Source organism: Mucilaginibacter sp. SG538B (genome assembly GCF_013376065.1).
Classification (GTDB): Bacteria; Bacteroidota; Bacteroidia; order Sphingobacteriales; family Sphingobacteriaceae; genus Mucilaginibacter; species Mucilaginibacter rubeus.
Genome location: NZ_JABMJI010000001.1, coordinates 1,708,993 through 1,727,545 on the forward strand (window position 1 = coordinate 1,708,993; position 18,553 = coordinate 1,727,545).

Annotated in this window: 10 protein-coding genes and 1 pseudogene; 5 read left to right on the plus strand and 6 right to left on the minus strand. The window is 42.9% G+C overall.

Annotation, left to right across the window (positions count from 1 at the left end; all coding sequences use genetic code 11):
- Positions 1–77: 77 nt before the first annotated feature.
- From FHW88_RS06950 to FHW88_RS06965, 4 genes are all read right to left on the minus strand, one after another.
- Entirely contained in the window at positions 78–3,305 is a 3,228-nt protein-coding gene (locus tag FHW88_RS06950; protein ID WP_176624144.1) for a VCBS repeat-containing protein, read from the minus strand.
- A gap of 246 nt (positions 3,306–3,551) precedes the next feature.
- Positions 3,552–5,174 carry a SusD/RagB family nutrient-binding outer membrane lipoprotein gene (locus tag FHW88_RS06955; RefSeq protein ID WP_176624145.1) on the minus strand — a complete coding sequence of 541 codons (1,623 nt, stop codon included), beginning with the start codon at positions 5,172–5,174 and terminating at the stop codon, positions 3,552–3,554.
- A gap of 5 nt (positions 5,175–5,179) precedes the next feature.
- Positions 5,180–8,353, minus strand: a complete 3,174-nt coding sequence (locus tag FHW88_RS06960; RefSeq protein ID WP_218117135.1) for a SusC/RagA family TonB-linked outer membrane protein — start codon at positions 8,351–8,353, stop codon at positions 5,180–5,182.
- A 365-nt stretch (positions 8,354–8,718) separates the two neighbouring features.
- The gene (locus FHW88_RS06965) at positions 8,719–10,374 is read right to left on the minus strand and encodes a murein L,D-transpeptidase (protein ID WP_090526190.1); all 1,656 of its coding nucleotides are present in this window, start codon (positions 10,372–10,374) and stop codon (positions 8,719–8,721) included.
- A 513-nt stretch (positions 10,375–10,887) separates the two neighbouring features.
- On the opposite strand from FHW88_RS06965, the gene FHW88_RS06970 reads away from it, so the two are divergent.
- On the plus strand, positions 10,888–11,532 hold the full coding sequence (locus FHW88_RS06970; protein ID WP_090524969.1) for a redoxin domain-containing protein: 645 nt from the start codon (positions 10,888–10,890) through the stop codon (positions 11,530–11,532).
- Between the two features lie 105 nt (positions 11,533–11,637).
- Here FHW88_RS06970 and FHW88_RS06975 read toward each other — a convergent pair whose 3' ends face one another.
- A complete protein-coding gene (locus FHW88_RS06975) occupies positions 11,638–12,570 on the minus strand; it encodes an AraC family transcriptional regulator (RefSeq protein ID WP_129568699.1) in 933 nt (310 codons plus the stop codon).
- Positions 12,571–12,724: 154 nt separating this feature from the next.
- Between FHW88_RS06975 and FHW88_RS06980 the strand changes: the two are divergent.
- Positions 12,725–14,225: pseudogene (locus FHW88_RS06980) on the plus strand (aldehyde dehydrogenase family protein).
- 114 nt (positions 14,226–14,339) lie between these two features.
- Complete coding sequence (locus FHW88_RS06985; RefSeq protein WP_176624147.1) at positions 14,340–14,711, plus strand: DUF779 domain-containing protein; 372 nt, start codon at positions 14,340–14,342, stop codon at positions 14,709–14,711.
- Between the two features lie 15 nt (positions 14,712–14,726).
- Here the strand turns inward: FHW88_RS06985 and FHW88_RS06990 are convergent, their stop codons facing one another.
- Positions 14,727–15,950, minus strand: coding sequence for an alpha/beta hydrolase-fold protein (locus tag FHW88_RS06990; protein ID WP_176624149.1), 1,224 nt, complete (start codon positions 15,948–15,950; stop codon positions 14,727–14,729).
- Positions 15,951–16,132: 182 nt separating this feature from the next.
- On the opposite strand from FHW88_RS06990, the gene FHW88_RS06995 reads away from it, so the two are divergent.
- Both FHW88_RS06995 and FHW88_RS07000 read left to right on the plus strand, forming a co-directional pair.
- Positions 16,133–16,825 carry a hypothetical protein gene (locus FHW88_RS06995; RefSeq protein WP_176624151.1) on the plus strand — a complete coding sequence of 231 codons (693 nt, stop codon included), beginning with the start codon at positions 16,133–16,135 and terminating at the stop codon, positions 16,823–16,825.
- Between the two features lie 104 nt (positions 16,826–16,929).
- Positions 16,930–18,471: an MFS transporter gene (locus FHW88_RS07000; protein WP_176624153.1), complete on the plus strand. Its 1,542-nt coding sequence runs from the start codon at positions 16,930–16,932 to the stop codon at positions 18,469–18,471.
- The last annotated feature ends 82 nt before the right edge of the window (positions 18,472–18,553 follow it).

Here is an 18,553-nt window from a genome sequence, read left to right on the forward strand (position 1 = left end):
AGCATTAAGGCAGAAGCTAATAGTTCTCTAACACACTAAAGCTCCCGATTCCAGACTTTAGACTTGTTACTTAAAACTCAGTACTTATAAAACTGCAAAGCCTGGCCCGATGCACCTATCATTACATAATTTGCGCCGTTTATTTTTATTTCCGTGGCCGATTTTACGTCACCGTTTACTGATAGCCCTGCAACCGGTTGGCTTTGGTATGTGAAATTACCCTTGCCGTCGCCGGTAAGCAGACAGCCATAATTTGCGTCAAAGCTTCCCAATTTCAGGCGGTTATCTGAATGGTTGCCCAGCAGCAGGAAGTCTGTTTTACCGTCATGATTAAAATCGCCGGTGAGGATCTCTGATACCGATGAATATTGGGCCTGCAACGGCAGCTCAGCTTTTACAAACTTTCCACCACGGTTCATGAACAGGCATGTTGCAACCTCATTAGCTGTAAGCTTAGTGGCTTTAGCAAGCTCTTCGGGCGTGAAAATATCTTTCATGGTAGCATCGCAATAAGCTTTGTATGAAGCAAACCTTTTACGCATGGGGTAAATCTGGTCGTTCAATTCGTCGCGGCTTACAAAAGGGTAGCTTACGCCCTGTATATAAAAGTTAAAGAACGGATCTATTGAGCCGTTGCCGTCAAAATCAGCAAAATACATTTCGGCGGGCTCTGTTTGGCTGGCATGGATCTGCGTGTTTTCGCCAAGGTTCCCTGCTATGATATCCGGTTTGCCGTCGTCATCCACATCAGTAATGGTTAGCGTGTTCCAGAAACCGCTAACGGGATGATCAAAGTATTTGGCTGTTTCATCAACAAAACCGGCTTTGGTGTTAGTAAAAACCATGATAGGCATAAATTCGCCGCATACTACCAGGTCTTTACGGCCATCACCATTCAAGTCGGCCCATTGAGCATCTTTGATCATACCAATGCCTGTAAATGGTGCATCGGTAATTTCAAAATGACCACCGCCCGTATTGGTAAGCAGGTAGCTTTTTGGTGCTGATGGATAAGAACCCGGTGTAACGTTTGATCCGACAAACAGGTCAATTTTCCCGTCGTTGTTATAGTCAAAAGGGCGTACGCATGATTTACTGCTGGCGGTTAATATCGGGAGGGAGGGGCTTGAAAAGCTGAAATTGCCTTTACCATCGTTCAGATAAAGCTTGTCCTGCAGCTCATTGACGCCGGGTTCTAATAGTGAATAGCCGCCTTTGGCTACGTACAGATCGGGGAAACCATCGCCATTGGCGTCAAAAAACGCCGCTGCTGATGTGTTTTCTTTATTAACGTCCGATATCTCCTGAACGGCATAATTGCCGCCTGTTTTTTGAATAAATATCTTGCTCGGTGTATTCTGATCACCGGCAATAAATAGGTCCTCAAGACCATCTTTGTTTACATCAGCTTTGGCTATCACCGGCCCTGTTTTTGAGCTCATGAACAGCATCAAAGGCTGGCGCTTAAAATCATTGATGCTATTTTCGGTATGAGTATAATCAATAATCGGTTTAGCTAAACTAAAAACAGATTTGGTAATGGCTTTTCCATTGGTTTTAAATACAGGATTGCCTGTTTTATAGGTAATGTTTAAGCGTTGATTTGCTTTAACATTGCTAAGCAATTGCGATGTTTGATCGGGCCAGATGATCCGTACTGAATCTGCCTGCTGCTGGTCACCCAATCCAAAATTTAAAACTGTGGATACGCATGAAAGATATCCCCTGTTAGGGTTAACCTCCTGGTACTGTACTTGCTTACCGCTATATACAAATACTTTTGAGCCTATGGCATTGGTATTTCCTTCCGGCTGTTTAAGGTTTATTGCCAGGTAGTTCTTTTTGCCGGTTTCCATGGTCATGTTTTGTAATATGGAAGCCTCGCTGTTGATATTATTGGTAACCAGGTCAAGATCGCCATCGTTATCAAGGTCGGCATAAACAGAGCCGCTGGAAATGCCACCTTTATTGATCCCCCAATCTTGTTTTTTATCGGTGAAGGTAAGGTTATGATTATTTTGGAAAATATAGTTTGACAGAGTAGTAGAGGGCATAGCTTTAACCAGGTCCATGAGCAGGAATGGTTCGCGGTTCATAGCTTTTTTTAGCTTATAATCGCCCCAGTACCGTAAAAAATCCTTGTTGGTATAATCGCGGAAGTAACCGTTGGAGATGAAGATATCCTTGTAGCCGTCGTTGTCAAAGTCGGCAATAAGCGGGCACCAGCTCCAGTCAGTATTGGAAACACCTGCCAGCTGACCGATTTCGCTGAAAGTACCATCGCCATTATTAACCTGCAGCATGTTGCGCATATATTGTTTGTACAGGTTCTGGTTCAGCATCAGCTCAAACGATTCGTAGTTTTCCTGTAGTTGTAACAGCTTTTGACGTCGGTTATCAGGCGGCAGCATGTCAAGTGTCATCATATCAGGAAGGCCGTCATTATTGATATCAGCTATATCAACGCCCATTGAAAATTGCGACAAATGTTTGAAACACTTTTTACTATCCTCGGTAAAAGTGCCGTTTCCGTTGTTTATGTAAAGGTAGTCGGGTTCGTTGTAATCGTTGGTTACATAAATATCCTGTAATCCATCTTTGTTCATATCAGCTATGGCAACCCCAAGGCCAAAGGTGAGGGGATTTTGAATGATGCCCGCTTTTTTGGATACATCAACAAAATGACCACCCTGGTTTTCAAAAAGTTTATTGCTGGCCAATTCGTCGGTTTCGGCTTTGGCCTGTGCAAATTCAAGGTTACTGATTTTTTTAACGTTATGGTTAAGCAGGAACATATCCAGCTTGCCATCATTATTATAGTCAAAAAATACAGCCTGGGTACTATAGCCCGGATCATCAAGGCCGTATTGTTTGGCCATTTCAACAAATTTGCTGTCGCCTTTATTTATGAAAAGTTGGTTGCGGCGTTTGGCGTTATCACCAAAGCCGGAGTAACATACGTAAATATCCAGGAGACCGTCGCCGTTAACATCGGCCATGGTAACGCCGGTTTTCCAGTCGCCGGGCCTGCCCGCGAGGCCGCTGCCGGCTTGCTGGGTAATATCTTTAAATTTCAGGTTCCCTAAGTTAAGATACAGTTTATTTTGACCAAGATTACTGGTAAAAAACAAGTCTTCGAGACTGTCATTGTTGATATCGCCAACGGCAACACCACCGCCATTGTACAGGTACTCATAGGAGAGCACATTGAGCTTTTCGTCCTCAACCAGGTCATTCCGGAATTTAATATTGGTTTCTTCGGGGGTAAGCAGCTTAAAAAGCGGTTGCTGCGTATTACCGCGCATACTTTGTAATGTAAACAGCGCGACAGCACAAAATGTAAAAGTGTTTAACCTTTTAAGTTTAAAATTAACGAGGGGAGAAGAACAACACATTATCAACAGATTTTATTTTTCCGGGTCGCAGGGGGATTTAAATTTACTTATTTGTATTGATAATTGCCACCGGATGATTAATCCTTTTTGTTGTAAAAACTAAAAACAAGGCTATGAAGCCATAGCCTTGTTTTTAAAGTGAATTATATAGGGGTATTATTTATCCCACCATACACGTGATGAAAATTTATCACCACCAGATAATGATTGAACTCCGCTTGCCAAACCATTAGGGTTTGTTGATTGCAGCGAAATAGGATAAATTACACGACGCGGGATTTCAGTATCAAACTGAGATGGATATTTAACTGGGGTTAACACAGGGAAACCTGATCTTCTCCAGTTTGTCCAATTTTCGTTGAACATAAATAGTGTTGAAGTTTCAACCCAATATTCGGTATTAATTTGCTGCAAAGCTGATGCACCAAGCGGGTGGGTGGCAACATACGCAGTTATCGCAGCGTCGCTGATAGTGGCGGCTGTATTAATCTGCGCTATCGACTTCATATCGGCAGCTAAGGCGTTAGCATAGTGTGTAGCCGCGCTACCGCCTACGCTCCAGCCCCTTGTCGCTGCTTCGGCCAATAGTAGTTCAGTTTCGCCGTAAGTTAAAAGCATATTGATGGTGCTTTTGTCAACCGGGTTAATATTACTTGATGATGTGTAATAAACTTGTAAACGGGGACGTGAATACCTGCCGAGCGGGGCTGGAGCGTCGTCTTTAACAGCCGGGTCGGCCGGGGATGCACCTGGATAGTTTGGATCTGTAGTTACATCGGTAGCGCCGCCGTTTAAATCTAAGCCATTAGGCAAACCAATCTGCTTTGCGTAGGAGTTATCACCTGCAACCGTTTCAGTTTCGTTAGCTGCCCTACCGGTACCGCTTGAAATTTCGGCAATAGCGCTTACGCGGGGATCTGTAGTTGATTTCATAAAATTAATCAACGTTTTTGACCAGCGTACTTCGCGGAAGTCGTCAACCGTTAGCAACGCGTTAACAATAGCGTTTGAATAGCCATTAGCATTATTTGTTTTTACTTTCGCATTATCATCAATACTAACCATAGTACCGGCTGCGGCAGCCTTTTCAACATATTTTTGAGCTGTTGCCGGGTCAACTTTAGTTAACCTCATAGCTACGCGTACCATTAGTGAGTAACCAAACCTTTTCCACTTGGCAATGTCGCCGCTATAAAACAAATCAGAACTTGGCTTGTCTTTGGCCGGATTCAAAGCAGTTAGGGCCGCATCGAGATCGGTTAACATAGCTGTATAAATAGCCTGCTGTTTATCGAACTTAGGGAAGAAAACGCCTTGTTTAGCCTGGCCTGCTTCTGAGTAAGGCACATCGCCATAAGTATCTGTTATACGTTGTACAATCAATACTTTCATAATGGTGGCAATGTTGTTCAGATTGTCATACCCGGTTTTGCCTTTGGTAAGATTTTTTATTTCCTCAACGTAGGTCTCAGCACCATAACCTTCGCTGTAAACGCGGCCTATGTAATCGTTAAACGATCCGCTTTGCTGATATTTATCGCCATTGCCGTAATAACTAAATGTTGACGCTAACGACTGTGTCCACATACTTTGAAACAGCAACTGCGAGTAACCCGTTTGCGAATAATTCAATTGTGCCTGGGCCAGTAAAAAGTTTGGATTAAACTGATCGGCAATGGTAGCATTAGGGTCGGTATTTATTTTAGTGAAGTCTTTGGTGCAACCGGCAAACAGTGTTGCTGCCAGGCAAAGGCCACTATATATAAGTCTCTTTTTCATCTCCGTTATTTTCTAAATTTAAAGTTAACATTAATACCGAATGTGCGGGTTGCCGGTAAGCTGGTACCTTCGATGCCTGCATAGTTGATATTGTTTGAGAAGCCTGATTCTGGGTCGATGTTATCAGAATGTTTCATGATAGTCCAAAGGTTACGACCTACTGCCGAAACTGTGATGGCGTTGAATGGTGAGCCATTCAGGAAACTGCTGGTGAAAGTGTAGCCAAAGGTAACCTGACGTAACTTGATAAAATCGCCGTTTAACACGTTAAGCGCCGAAACATTGTATAACCCTTTTTGGTAGTAATCTTGTGCTTCAACACTTTTAGTGTTTGGCGTACCAGCATCGGTAACACCTTTACCTACTACACCACCTTCACGGCCATCAAGCGTTAATTTGTTTAAACCGCGGAAAATACTATAAGCATTTGTTGCTGAAAGGATCTTATTGCCAAAACGGTAATCAACCAGGAATGACAGGTTAAAATGTTTGTAGCTGAAATCGTTGTTTAAACCACCGTATATTTTTGGCACAGTTGAACCCATAGGGATACGGGCCGTGGTTTCAGGGTAACCGTCCTTGTCAAAAATTAAGTTGCCCGAAGCATCACGTTTGTAATCGTTAGCCATAATTTGTGGGCCAGGTAAGCCTACAATGTAAGCCAAGTTGGCATTTAACGGCCTGTAAGTACCTAACGGTTGGGTGGTATTCAAATCGTCGGTTTTTAAAACTTTGTTTTTAACATACGTAAAGTTGATTGCGGGGGTCCAGCTGAAATTTGCTGTTTGAACGGGCGTACCTTTAATCTCAACTTCTACACCGCGGTTTTGAAAGGATTGTGTACCGATAAGATGAGTATTGTAACCTACAGATGGGTCTGTTTGGCTGCGAACGATCTCGTTTTTAGTTTTACGCGTAAAGTAATCAACATCGGCACTTAAACGACCGTTAAAGAACTTTAACTCGGTACCAACCTCGATTTCATCAAGCGTATATGGCTTTAAGTTAAGGTTGAAAAGATCTGCCGAATAATTACCAATTGTGGTGCCGTTGATTTGGTTGCCCAGGTTATAATAAGCGGAGGTTAAGTAAGGTTTATCCGGCTCGCCACTGGTTTTGGCGTACGAAAGGCGCAACTTTCCAAAATCAAGCGAAGGAAGCTTTAACATGTCTGCAAAAAGGAAACTTGCCGAAACCGATGGTGTAAAGATGCCCATGTTGCCGGCCGGAAGTTTTGAATAAGCATCATATCTGCCGCTCGTGCTTAAGGTAAGGAAGCTTTTGATGTTAAAATCAGCCGTGTAATACGCCGAATGAACTTCAGATTTACTAAACTGGTAGGTAGGCGCGTTTTTTACGCTTACGTTGCTGAAACTGTAAAAGAAAGGCAGCGTAAAGGGTCCACCGCTAAGGCTGGTGTATTCCGATTGATTTTTGCGGATGTTAGCACCGGCTGAAAAATCAAACGCGAGGAGATCTTTCACGATATCATGTTTTACACCAATCAAACCATCGGCATTTAACTCAAAGCTTTGAGCTGTTGATTGCTCATCCAAACCACCCATTAAACCGGTGTAGTAAGCGGTACCGGTAGGGGTTACTTTAAAGCGGCTATCATTGATATTGTCATAACCTAAACGGGCCTGAGCGTAAATCCAATCGGTAAAATTATAACGTGCGGTTAATGATGAAATTAAACGTTTACGGCCGGTGTTGTTAATGAATTTGTTGGCCGCAAAATATGGATTGGTTACATATGGGTCATCAGTCCACACTTGTTCATAACCATTAGCTGCGGTACCAGGGCTAAGTATTGACTGGTTGATGTTAGGTGCAAGGAACCAGATGTTGTTCGGGTTACCCGGGCCATCGCTCAAACTCGGCCTGTTTTTTGAATTTTCGATCAAATAGTTGGCTACAACAGCGATATTCAATTTTGGCGTAACATTTTGATTTACGTTTAAGTTGAAAGTTTTCCTGTCTAAGTTACTGTTGCGTACAATTGAACCTGCATTCAAATCAGAAATTGATAAACGGAAGGCTCCGTTTTCACCGCCGCCATCAAATGATACCGTATTGGTGTAAGTATTACCGGTACGGTAAAAGTTTTGCAGGTTATCGGTGCCTGTAGCAGAGTAAGGATACATTTTGCCGTCAAACTGTATAGTTGACGAACCATCAAGTTTAGAGCCCCATGCCAAGCGGGTCGCATCTTTAGCTGCTGCTACAGTTAAAGGTTTTGCTCCATGTTGGCCCTGACCGTAAGTGGTCTGGAAATCAGTAGTGTTGTTAACCTTATCTGCCTGGTAGTTAGTATTAAATTCAACACCAAAGCCCGAATTTTTTTTGCCGCCTTTAGTGGTGATCAAAATTACACCATTTGATGCACGGCTACCATACAGCGCAGATGCCGATTGGCCTTTTAATACAGTGATTGTTTCAACGTCATCCGGGTTGATGTTGCTGATGCCATCCCCATAGTCGGCACCTCCCCATTCGCCCGATGAACCACGCTGAGTGTTATCCATTGGTACGCCGTTAATAACAAACAATGGCGAACCGGCGCTGCCGCTGGTAACGCCACGTAATAAAATACGAGCTGATGAACCCGGGCCACCGCTAACACCGCTAATGCTCACACCTGCAACTCGGCCTTCTAATGAATAGGCAACGTTGGTTTCTTTCGCTTTATCAAGCAGGTCGCCTTTTACTGTTGTTACAGCATAACCTAATTTTTTCTCTTCCTTTTTTATACCTAAAGCCGTTACAACTACCTCATTCAGGTTAGTGTTTGATTTTAGGGTAATGGTAATAGTTGATTTACCACCAACCGCTACATCTACAGTTGCGTAGCCTATGTAACTTAAGGTTAACACAGTGTTTGGCTGAACATCAAGCGTAAAGTTACCGTTGGCATCAGTTTGGGTACCGGTGGTGGTGCCTTTGATCCTGATGCTTACGCCTACGAGTGGTTCGCCTTTTTCGTCAACAACCTTACCTGTAAGTTTAGCGAAGTTTAAGTTAAAATTATAGTTTGATTTAGCATTTGCTTTTGGCGCTTCAGCAGCCGAAGCCTGCACGTTCAAGAGCACCATACCTGCAAGGGCAAATTTACACAGGTTGATGGATTGTGATACCCATGGCCTGTGTACACCCACCGGGTGTTTGAAAAATTTCATATTTTATTGAATTTAAAGGGAGTTAATAGCGAAGCGCCCTGGAAGCACAACGCAGTTATAAACATTCAAAAATCTTTTTCGGGGCAGTAATTCCCTCCGGGTAATTATTGCCTGTAGCGGGGAGAGTAAGCTTTTTTTACATAGGCATCAGTTTTCCTGGGTTTATTAATAATGTCATATAGTTTGGTTAATGATCACTGTGCTAAAGGAAATCTATCCTTTGTAGGGATGCACTTTAGTGATTTAAAGTGAGGACAATTAAATTTCAGCGATTGCCTACAAACCCATGAAAAATATTTTGCAATTATTAATTACCGGTATTTTAAACTGCTGTATGGAAAAAAAAGAGATTGGTAAGAAGTGGATTAGTATTGCCCGCTGCCTGACATGATCATAGATGCAAGCTGTTCATCGCGGTCATAAATATCTTTGCGGAAGTTGAGCAGATTATTCCTGTCGGTAAAGGCGGTAAAATAAGCTATAAATACAGGCATCTTTTGTTTGAGTGTAACCTGCTGTTCTTTACCAAGATGCATGGCTTTATTAATGCGGGAGGTTGTCCAGGTGCTGTCGTACTTTAAAAGAAATGAAGCCAGTTTTACCGGTTCGCCAACGCGGATACAGCCGTGGCTAAACGCCCGTGAGGATTCGCCAAACAACGACCTTGAAGGCGTATCGTGCAAATAGATACTGTAACTATTAGGGAACAGGAATTTTACCAGCCCCAAAGAGTTTGCCGGTCCGGGTTTTTGCTGAATTACCGGAAGCCCGTTTTCCCGGCCGGTAATGACCATATTATGCTCGTTAAGATAATTTGGGTTGCTGCTCATGGCCGGCAACACTTCATTGCGCACAATACTTTCGGGCAGGTTCCAGTAAGGACTGAATACCACGTACTGCATTTCGCCGTAAAATATTACTGTTTGATGTACTTTTTCCCCCACTACCACATTGCAACTCCATAATAAGCTATCGGCATGGTAAACGTGTAGTTTAAATTCGGGGATATTCACAGCGAGGTAGTCGGTAGTTAAACTTACAGGCAGCCAGCGGCAGCGCTCCATGTTTACAATGATCTGTTTGATCCGTGATTTGAGCGGTACATTCATTTCGGCCATAGTTCCGGGGCCGGGTAAGCCATCGGCGCTAAGGCCGTGCCTGAGCTGGAATTGGGTTATGGCTGCTTTAAACTCGTCATCAAACCTATTGTTGAGCGTATCGCCTTTAAAATCTTCCAGTTTATATAGGCGGGCTTTTATGCGGGCAACTACGGCCGACGAGTCGCCGGGTTTGAGTTTTTTGCTGATAATAATTGGTTCCCAGCTCTCATGGGCATCAAGCCGGCGGTATTTGGCCAGAAAGCTTTTTAGCAGATCGTACTGACGGTATACCGGCTCGCTTATAGCAGGGGTTTTCGAAGGTCTTTTTAAGAGCGTATCCAGGTAATCATCATATGCTATCTTCTTACGCGGCAGGAACCAGTTTACCGAACGGCTAACCGAATCGCTCATGCCCCGGAAAGCCAGTTTTGAAAACGCGAAATATTGGGCAGTGAGCATTAACTCGGTGCCGATATCAGGTTTTTTGACCCTTGTTTTTGAATGATTGTCAAATATCAGGGAGTCTAAATCTTTTTGATAGGGGATACCTTTATATATGCCTTCATTTTGCAGGTTCATAAGCCTGTCGTTCAGGTTACCGGCCTGTTCAATTAAGGTGCCTTTTTCGTACCATGCATATGCAAATTTACGCTTACGGTAAAAACTCCGCAGATCCTGCTCATAGGGGACCAAAGCGGGGTGCTTTTGAAGAAATGTGACGATACGGGTACTGTCAAATACAACTTCAGTTTGATCACTAAAGTTACCGGGAATGGTTTTTGTCCACTCTTTAACCATTTTCTTTTTTAGGGAATCAGCTATATAATTGTGATGTTTTTTGCTGTTGTTTTTGCAGTTGGAGAGGACTAAAACACTTAAAGCAAGTACGATAATATATTGTGGTTTCAGCCTGTTCTGCATAGCTAATTTATTAGTTATACGGAACGTAAATGACAAGGTTTTGTTTTGGAAAAGGAAAGGGTACTGAATGTTAACCGATATAAAATACCCGTAGAGCACAGGAAATCCCGATATTGAAAAAAAGGATGAATATTTTTTAAATAAACACTACTAAGTTTATAGATATTATAGTATATTTGTTGTGTGACATTCAAAAACAGATGACAGGCAACAGTTTAATCAGCAGCAACAAATATGCACCAGCCGAAAACCGGGGGCTGTACATGCCCATGTGTTGCTGTTGTTGAAATTCTCTCCAATACAAAATAAGCTGTTACGCACCTTTAAATTTACTGGCCTCAATTAATATATTTTTATGAATACATCCCGCAATAAACAATTAAGCAACGCCATCCCGCCGGGCTTGCTCATGCGTTACCGGATAATTTATGGATTATGCCGTTGTTGTTGAACAATACAACTTAACTACGATTACCTAAAAACATTATCCATAACATCATAATCTATTTTAAAATGCAAACCACAAATAATAATAAATATCCTTTTTTTGACCTGCTTGAAGTTGTTGCCGAACCCGATCTTAAGTTTCGTAAGCTGAAATCATTACATCCTGTAAAAGCGGGCAATTTGGTCCCTGAATTTAAGTTAAGTAACGATTATAGCCGCTGGCAGCAATTTTACAATGGCGGCGAAACACATGGGCCTATTTCGCAAAGAAATTTATTAAATAAACCGCTGGTTATTTCTTTTTATTCGCGTCATTGGGGGCAGCAAGGTCTGGCGCAACTTAAACAACTGAATAATTTGCAGCATGAGGTTAAGGCAAGCGGCGGCAACCTGCTTATTATTAGTGATGAGCGCACCGAAGAGCTTGAAAAATGGGCATGGGAGCAAAGCCTCACCCTTAATTTTTATCACGATGCCGATAAAGAATTAGCACAGCAATTCAGGGTTTATTCTGACGATTACCCGGTGTGGGACAGGTTTTCGGGCATCGACGAAAATGCGCCGTTATTGGCCACCTATATTATTGAACCATCAAAACAGGTTATCTACAGCCATATCGACTGGGATTTCCTGGGTACTTTTTCTGCCGAAGACATCATCAGCACTGTTTATGAATCAGCATTGATCAGCAATAGCCGCAGATCGGCATAAGCACCAGGAGGTTAACCATCTTACACAACGGCAATCTTATAAGTGTTTGCTAAGCGCACTTATAAGATTGCTTCTTACCTTCCGAATAATATCTTTATTAGTCTGTTAATTCAGGTGCCCACCCCGCAGCCTGGCCTTGTAATAACTTGGCGTAATGCCCTCTATCTTTTTAAATGCGCGGCTAAAGTAGTTAAGGTTATTGAACCCGGCTTTAAAACAGGCTTCAGAGATACTGTTATGCGGATTGTTCATGAGCTGCTTGGCTAATTGCAGGCGCTCTTTAATGATATAGTCAACCGGCGAAATCCCCAATTCGTGCCTAAATGCCCGGAAAAAGCTGGCTTTGCTCATAAAGGCCATCTGGCTCAATGCATCAATATTAAGCTTATCGCTTAAATGCACCCTAATGTATTCCAGTACATAGGCAAATCGGCTGCTGCTTGATAACTCATGCAGGTTATCGCTGATCTCGTTAATGTTTTGCATCTGCATAATGCGGATTAGCAACTCTTTTAAAGTGAGGTTGGCCAGCACATCTTTGGTCAGCGCATCGCCGGTACTGATGCGGATGAGTTTATTAATGAGCTGTGCCAGCTCATAATTATTAAAAAAGTGGAACTGGTTATAGTTCAGCTGCCAAACCCGCTTATCTTCCCTTGGATAATTCTCATTTAAGAAATCAAGCGTATTGGTAATTTCCTGGTGGTTAATAGCCAAAGCTGTGCACTGAGATGGCTGGTTGATAGTAGCCTCCGGGAAATCAATTTTCATCGTAATATTTGGCGGTACTATAACGGTTTCGCCGGGGAGGTAATCAAACCCCGGTTTATCAAACAGATGCATCACCTTTTTGCCGCGCAGCATGCTTGTTATTACCAGATCGCTAAAAGTTAAGGGCACCAGTTCGCTGCGCTCAAAAGTTTCAAAAACGTTGAGTTCGCAATGGTTCATGGTATAAGCCCTGCGGTTTTCAACCAGGGTATTCAGTTCTTTTCCGTGTGAGAGGCTTAGTGGAGATAACAGGGTTTTGTTATTCATAGCCGTTTATAATTTATACCAAATTAGGCATACTTATCCTGATTAACAAGCGGGTGCAAAAAATGCGACCATTGTGCTATCATTTGAGAACATAATGCAAATGCCCTACAGCAAGGTAGCTCTACATTAGTGTTACCAAAAAACCATAAAAATTATGAGCGCTGTTTCTAAACCATCCTTCAAGGATAAATACGACAATTTTATCGGCGGAAAATTTGTCCCGCCGGTTAAAGGCGAATATTTTGATAACATTTCGCCTATCGACGGCAAAGTATTCACTAAAGCTGCACGATCAGGAAAGGAAGATGTTGAACTGGCTCTGGATGCCGCTCATGCCGCATTCCCGGCATGGGGCAAAACTTCAGCCGCACACAGGGCATCGCTGTTAAATAAAATAGCCGATGTTATTGAAGCCAACCTGGAGTTTTTGGCCGTTGTAGAATGCATCGATAACGGAAAGGCCATTCGTGAATGTCGTGCTGCCGACTTGCCGCTGGTGATTGATCATTTTCGTTATTTCGCCGGTGTTATCCGTGCCGAAGAAGGCGGGATTTCCGAGCATGATGAATATACCGTAAGTATTTGTTTAAATGAACCATTGGGTGTGAGGACAGATCATCCCCTGGAATTTTCCGCTGTTGATGGCTACCTGGAAAATTGCGCCTGCGCTTGCTGCCGGTAATTGTTGCGTGGTGAAGCCAGCCGAGCAAACACCAACATCCATCATGGTATTGATGGAATTGATCCAGGATATTTTGCCACCGGGTGTTTTAAATATTATTACAGGTTTTGGTCCGGAGGCAGGTAAGCCGCTGGCTTCATCGCCGAGGGTTGCCAAAGTTTCTTTTACGGGCGAAACCACAACCGGCCGCTTAATTATGCAGTACGCATCTGAAAACCTCATTCCGGTTACGATGGAATTGGGTGGGAAATCACCAAATATCTTTTTTGAATCGGTGGCCGATGCCGACGATGAGTTTTTTGACAAAGCCGTTGAAGGCGCCGTATTATTTGCCCTTAACCAGGGCGAGGTTTGTACCTGTCCGTCGAGGATCCTGGTACACGAAAACATCTACGATAAATTTATGTCGAAGGTGATAGAACGCACTAATGCTATCATTATGGGCAACCCGCTTGACGGGAATACCATGATGGGTGCGCAGGCATCTAACGATCAATACGAAAAAATCCAGTCGTACCTGAAAATTGGTAAAGAAGAGGGAGCAGAGGTACTTTGCGGCGGCGAGGTTAAAAAGCTTGATGGCGAGCTGGAAGGCGGTTATTATATTCAGCCTACGTTATTTAAAGGCAATAACAAAATGCGCATTTTTCAGGAGGAGATCTTTGGTCCGGTGGCTTGTGTAACCACATTCAAAACTACTGAAGAAGCCATCGCGATAGCCAATGACACACTGTACGGGTTGGGCGCCGGTGTGTGGACCCGCGATGCGCACGAGCTTTACCAGGTGCCGCGTGCTATACTGGCCGGCAGGGTTTGGGTAAATAACTACCACGCTTATCCTGCACATGCTCCATTCGGTGGCTACAAAAAATCAGGTTTTGGTCGCGAAAATCATAAAATGATGCTTGGTCACTACCGTCAAACAAAAAACATGCTGATCTCATATAATAAGAACAAGCTGGGATTTTTTTAATCCCGGCTTTAATCCCCCCGTTCCCCAGACTTGCGAAGTTTCTGAAACTTCGTAAGTCTTTATGTGTTTGAATATTTCTTTACTTATCTGCTTCTTCGCGCGAAATTTGAAGACATGATCAAAAGAGTAACCATAACCCCCGAAGCTTCACAGCTGATAGCCGAACTCAAATCCCGCTTTGGCGACCTGATGTTTCATCAAAGCGGTGGTTGCTGCGATGGCTCATCGCCTATGTGCTTTGAAAAGGGCGAGTTTAAACTCGGCGGCAGCGATGTGAAAATAGGAGAGGTGGATGACTGTGAATTTTGGATGAGTAGGGACCAGTTTGAATACTGGCAGCATACCCAGCTCCAGCTCGATATTACCAAAGGCCGTGGTTCAAGTTTTTCAATAGAAATACCGACGGGTTTTAGGTTTATGATCCATTCAAGGTTGTTTACCGAAGACGAGTTGAAAGATTTAGAACCGGTGAGTTTTATAGATTAGCCTCCTCCAAATCTCTTACTGCTCTGCCTGCACCTTATCCAGCTTATCCATGATCTCTTTTGTATACTTTATTGATAAAGCTTTCTTAAAATACTTTTCGGCATTTGCTTTATCCCCACGGGCTAAAAAGCAATCGCCCATACTGTCATAAACGTTGAAGTTTTTCGGGTAATTATCTATGTTCACCTGGAAAAACATGGCCGCTTTTTCATAATCTTTTTGTTGCAAAAACGCGTAGCCTATGCTATTCATCTCCGGCTCGGGGGGGCGTACGGTGTAACCCATTTCAGCGGACATCATTTTGTAATGGGCAGTTATCATTTGTCTTAGCTGCACGGCATTATACTGTTTATCAAAATATTGGTTATAAGGCTGGTTTCGAGGAAAGCGGTTGTTTTTGAAAATAAACCGTAAGGCATCATACTCGGCATTGAATGAAACAGAATTATGATCGTCGTCAGGATAATACTTTTTAGCCCATTGCAGATTGTTTGTTTTATTGACAGAAAGATCATCAGCCAGTTTCATGATAGACCGGATATGATGTGATATTTCGGCCGTGTCCTTTTTTACTTGTATAGTATCCATACCTGCATTCATCGTATTGGCAAAACCGAGGAAAAGCTTTTTACCGCCAAAATTCTTTTGCTTAAGGATAATTGTTGCCTGTTTAAGTAAATTATCGTTATCATAAAACATGCTGGGATCTATAGCCACATAGGCATTAAAAACCTGTGTATGTTTTGATAATAAATTGATTACCGTTAATCCTCCCAACGAATGACCGATCATAGTGCGATAGGGCGCAGTTGGATTTGTTTTGTCGATATATGGGATTAGTTCTTTTTCCATAAAGGCGGCAAAGTTTTCCCCTCCGCCTGATGACTTGTCCATAGCGCTGCTGGTAGGCGTAAGGTCCCGGGTACGATTTCCGGGTGTATTCAAAATACCAACTATGATCATTTGCGGCAGCACCGTATTGCCTGCAGTTGCGCTAAGTTCTTTGATCATAGTAACCAGCGACATGAAATGATCATCGGCATCTAAAACGTACAAAACCGGAAATTCCGGTTTTGAAAAGTAGTTGGTATCATATCCTGGCGTATAAACCCAAAGTGGTCGTTTCTCTTTCAGGATTTTGGAATAAATGGTATCCACCCTCCCCAAAACTATAGGTTGCTGCGCCTTCAACAGGTATGCAATGGTGAGATGAATGAGTATCAGGATGAGCTTTTTCATGTGGCTGTTGATTTTATGATTCAATGGTACAGCAACAATATGACCTTCAGAATTAAATGTGACGAATGTTGTCGTTGGCGTGACGGAAATAATTTGGAGCTTGTTTTCGTTTAAAAAAAGGACCGAAAACATGTTTTGGTAAGTTTTTGTTAGTTATTACAATCATTCATAAAATTATCGCCGTGCTCAATACTTATAATACTGCCCGTAAAAAGAACAGCTTAACAAAGTTTGAGACGTTGATATTCGGATTAATGATCGTGTTCACTATAGGGGCTATCATACTCTTCTTCATTGATAAAGGATATTTTGAGATGATATACAACCGCTATGGCGGTTTTATAGGATACTTCACGGTATTGTTGTTACTTGTAATTTTTGTAGTGTCGGCAGCATATATTGTAAGGCTTTCGCGCTATCGCAGCATCCAGTTTTGTGTGGTTTTAATTTTAACCGGGATAGCAAGCCTGTTTTTCATCACCGAAAAAATGAGCAGTTTACCTGACCTTTTTCATCTGTCAACCCATTCGCTTTTTAAAGCCAACACCGCAATATTGGGGGCAAATGCAAATGGAATAATTAAAATTAATGAGACCGGAAAAATTGTGCTCTATTGGATTTTGATAGCTGCAAGTGCTTTTTACTTTTTGATATTGCCGTTTATATATCGGAGTAATTTTAGGGCTAAACGCTTTATTGATAGAATCGGAATTCCTATCCCTCACCGCAACCACGTTATCGCAATAATTATATTAACTATTTTGATAATGCTATTTTCGGCTGTAAACGAGTCGGAGGTTTTACCATTTGATTTTGCTGCAATATTTTTGCTGATACTGCTTTGCCCGGAAAATATCGGTGTTTTCAGGCGATAGTCATATTTTTTTGTAACACTTTAAATTGTTTTTTTAGGCTCCGTTTAATCCGATCATTTACTGCAACTTTGTAATAAACCTTTCAGTTACAACCTTATAAAAATATGGCTACAGTTTCATTGGGCAGCCCGGCAGGCAAATGGATCATGGTTTCGGCTATACTGGCTTCGGCCATGGCATTTATTGATGGAACAGCGCTTAATGTGGTGCTGCCGGCATTACAACAAAGCCTTGATGCCAAAGGAGCTGATCTCTTTTGGATCCTAAACGCCTACCTGTTGATGCTTGCCTCTCTTATTTTAATAGGCGGCTCGCTTGGCGATAAATTGGGGCGAAAGAAGGTCTTCATGATTGGGATTTTTATTTTTATAACCGGATCAGCCCTTTGCGGGCTTTCACCAGGTGTTTTTTATCTCATTGTTTTCCGGATCATACAGGGTATAGGAGGGGCACTGATGATTCCGGGGAGCCTTTCGCTTATTTCATCATCCATCGATGCAAAAGAAAGGGGCAAGGCTATCGGAACATGGTCGGCCATTACCACGGTAGTTACTATGGGCGGCCCGGTATTGGGTGGCGCCTTAGCCGATGCCGGTTTATGGCGGTACATATTCTTTATTAATATACCCATAGGGATAGTAGCTTTAGTTATCCTGTGGCGCAAGGTTGCCGAAAGCAAGGATGATAGCACCGATCAAACTATCGATTTTCCGGGCGCTATTTCCATTGCATCAGGGCTTGCTTTGCTAACATTTGGTTTTCTGCGAATGCCGGCGGTTGGATTTAATAACTGGCAGGTTTATGGATCATTAGCCCTGGGCTTATTATTGCTCATTGTTTTTATTTGCATAGAAGGTACAAGCACACATCCCATGATGCCGCTAAGCCTGTTTAGCAATAAAACCTTTAGCGGGATAAACCTGCTTACATTTTTTCTGTATGCGGGTTTGGGTGGCGGTATGCTGTTCATGTCACTAAACATGGTGCAGGTGCAGGGGTATAGCCAACTGCAATCTGGGTTAACATTTTTACCTTTTACTGTGCTCATGATCTCCATTGCGCGTTATGCAGGAGCTATTGCCGATAAAAAAGGTCCGCGTTTATTGCTCATCATCGGTCCGGCTTTGGCGGGAGCAGGGTTACTAATGTTGTCGTTCATCAAACAAACTGCAGGCCCTTCTGATTATTGGACAAGCTTTTTCCCCGGTGTGCTTGTTTTTGGCTTCGGCATGTCATTAACGGTAGCGCCGCTTACGGCAACGGTAATGGGGTCGGTAAGTGATCATTTTTCGGGCACGGCATCGGGCATTAACAATGCCATGACCCGGATTGCCAATGTTTTTGCCAATGCCATTTTTGGCGCCCTGGCGGTTTTGTTTTTTTCGGGAGCGATGCAGGGGGAGTTGAAGAAGTTATCCCTTAATGAAAATGATAAAAAGACGGTTATGGAACAATCGGCCAACTTAGGCAATGCTAAAGTGCCCGCCGGTATCGACGGATCCAACAAAAAGGCAGTCGGGATTGCCTATCACAACGGATTTATTTCGGCCTATGGCAATATTATGCGGATCTGCGCCGGGCTTGGTTTCCTGGGTGCGCTGATGTCGGTTATTTTTATCAGGAATAACGCTGTTAAGAAGGAGTGATTGTTTTTGAAAAAACGTGAATAGAGTGCCTCTGCGTAGATCCTAAGAAAAATCAGATTGGGGTTGCAACCATTTGTTTATC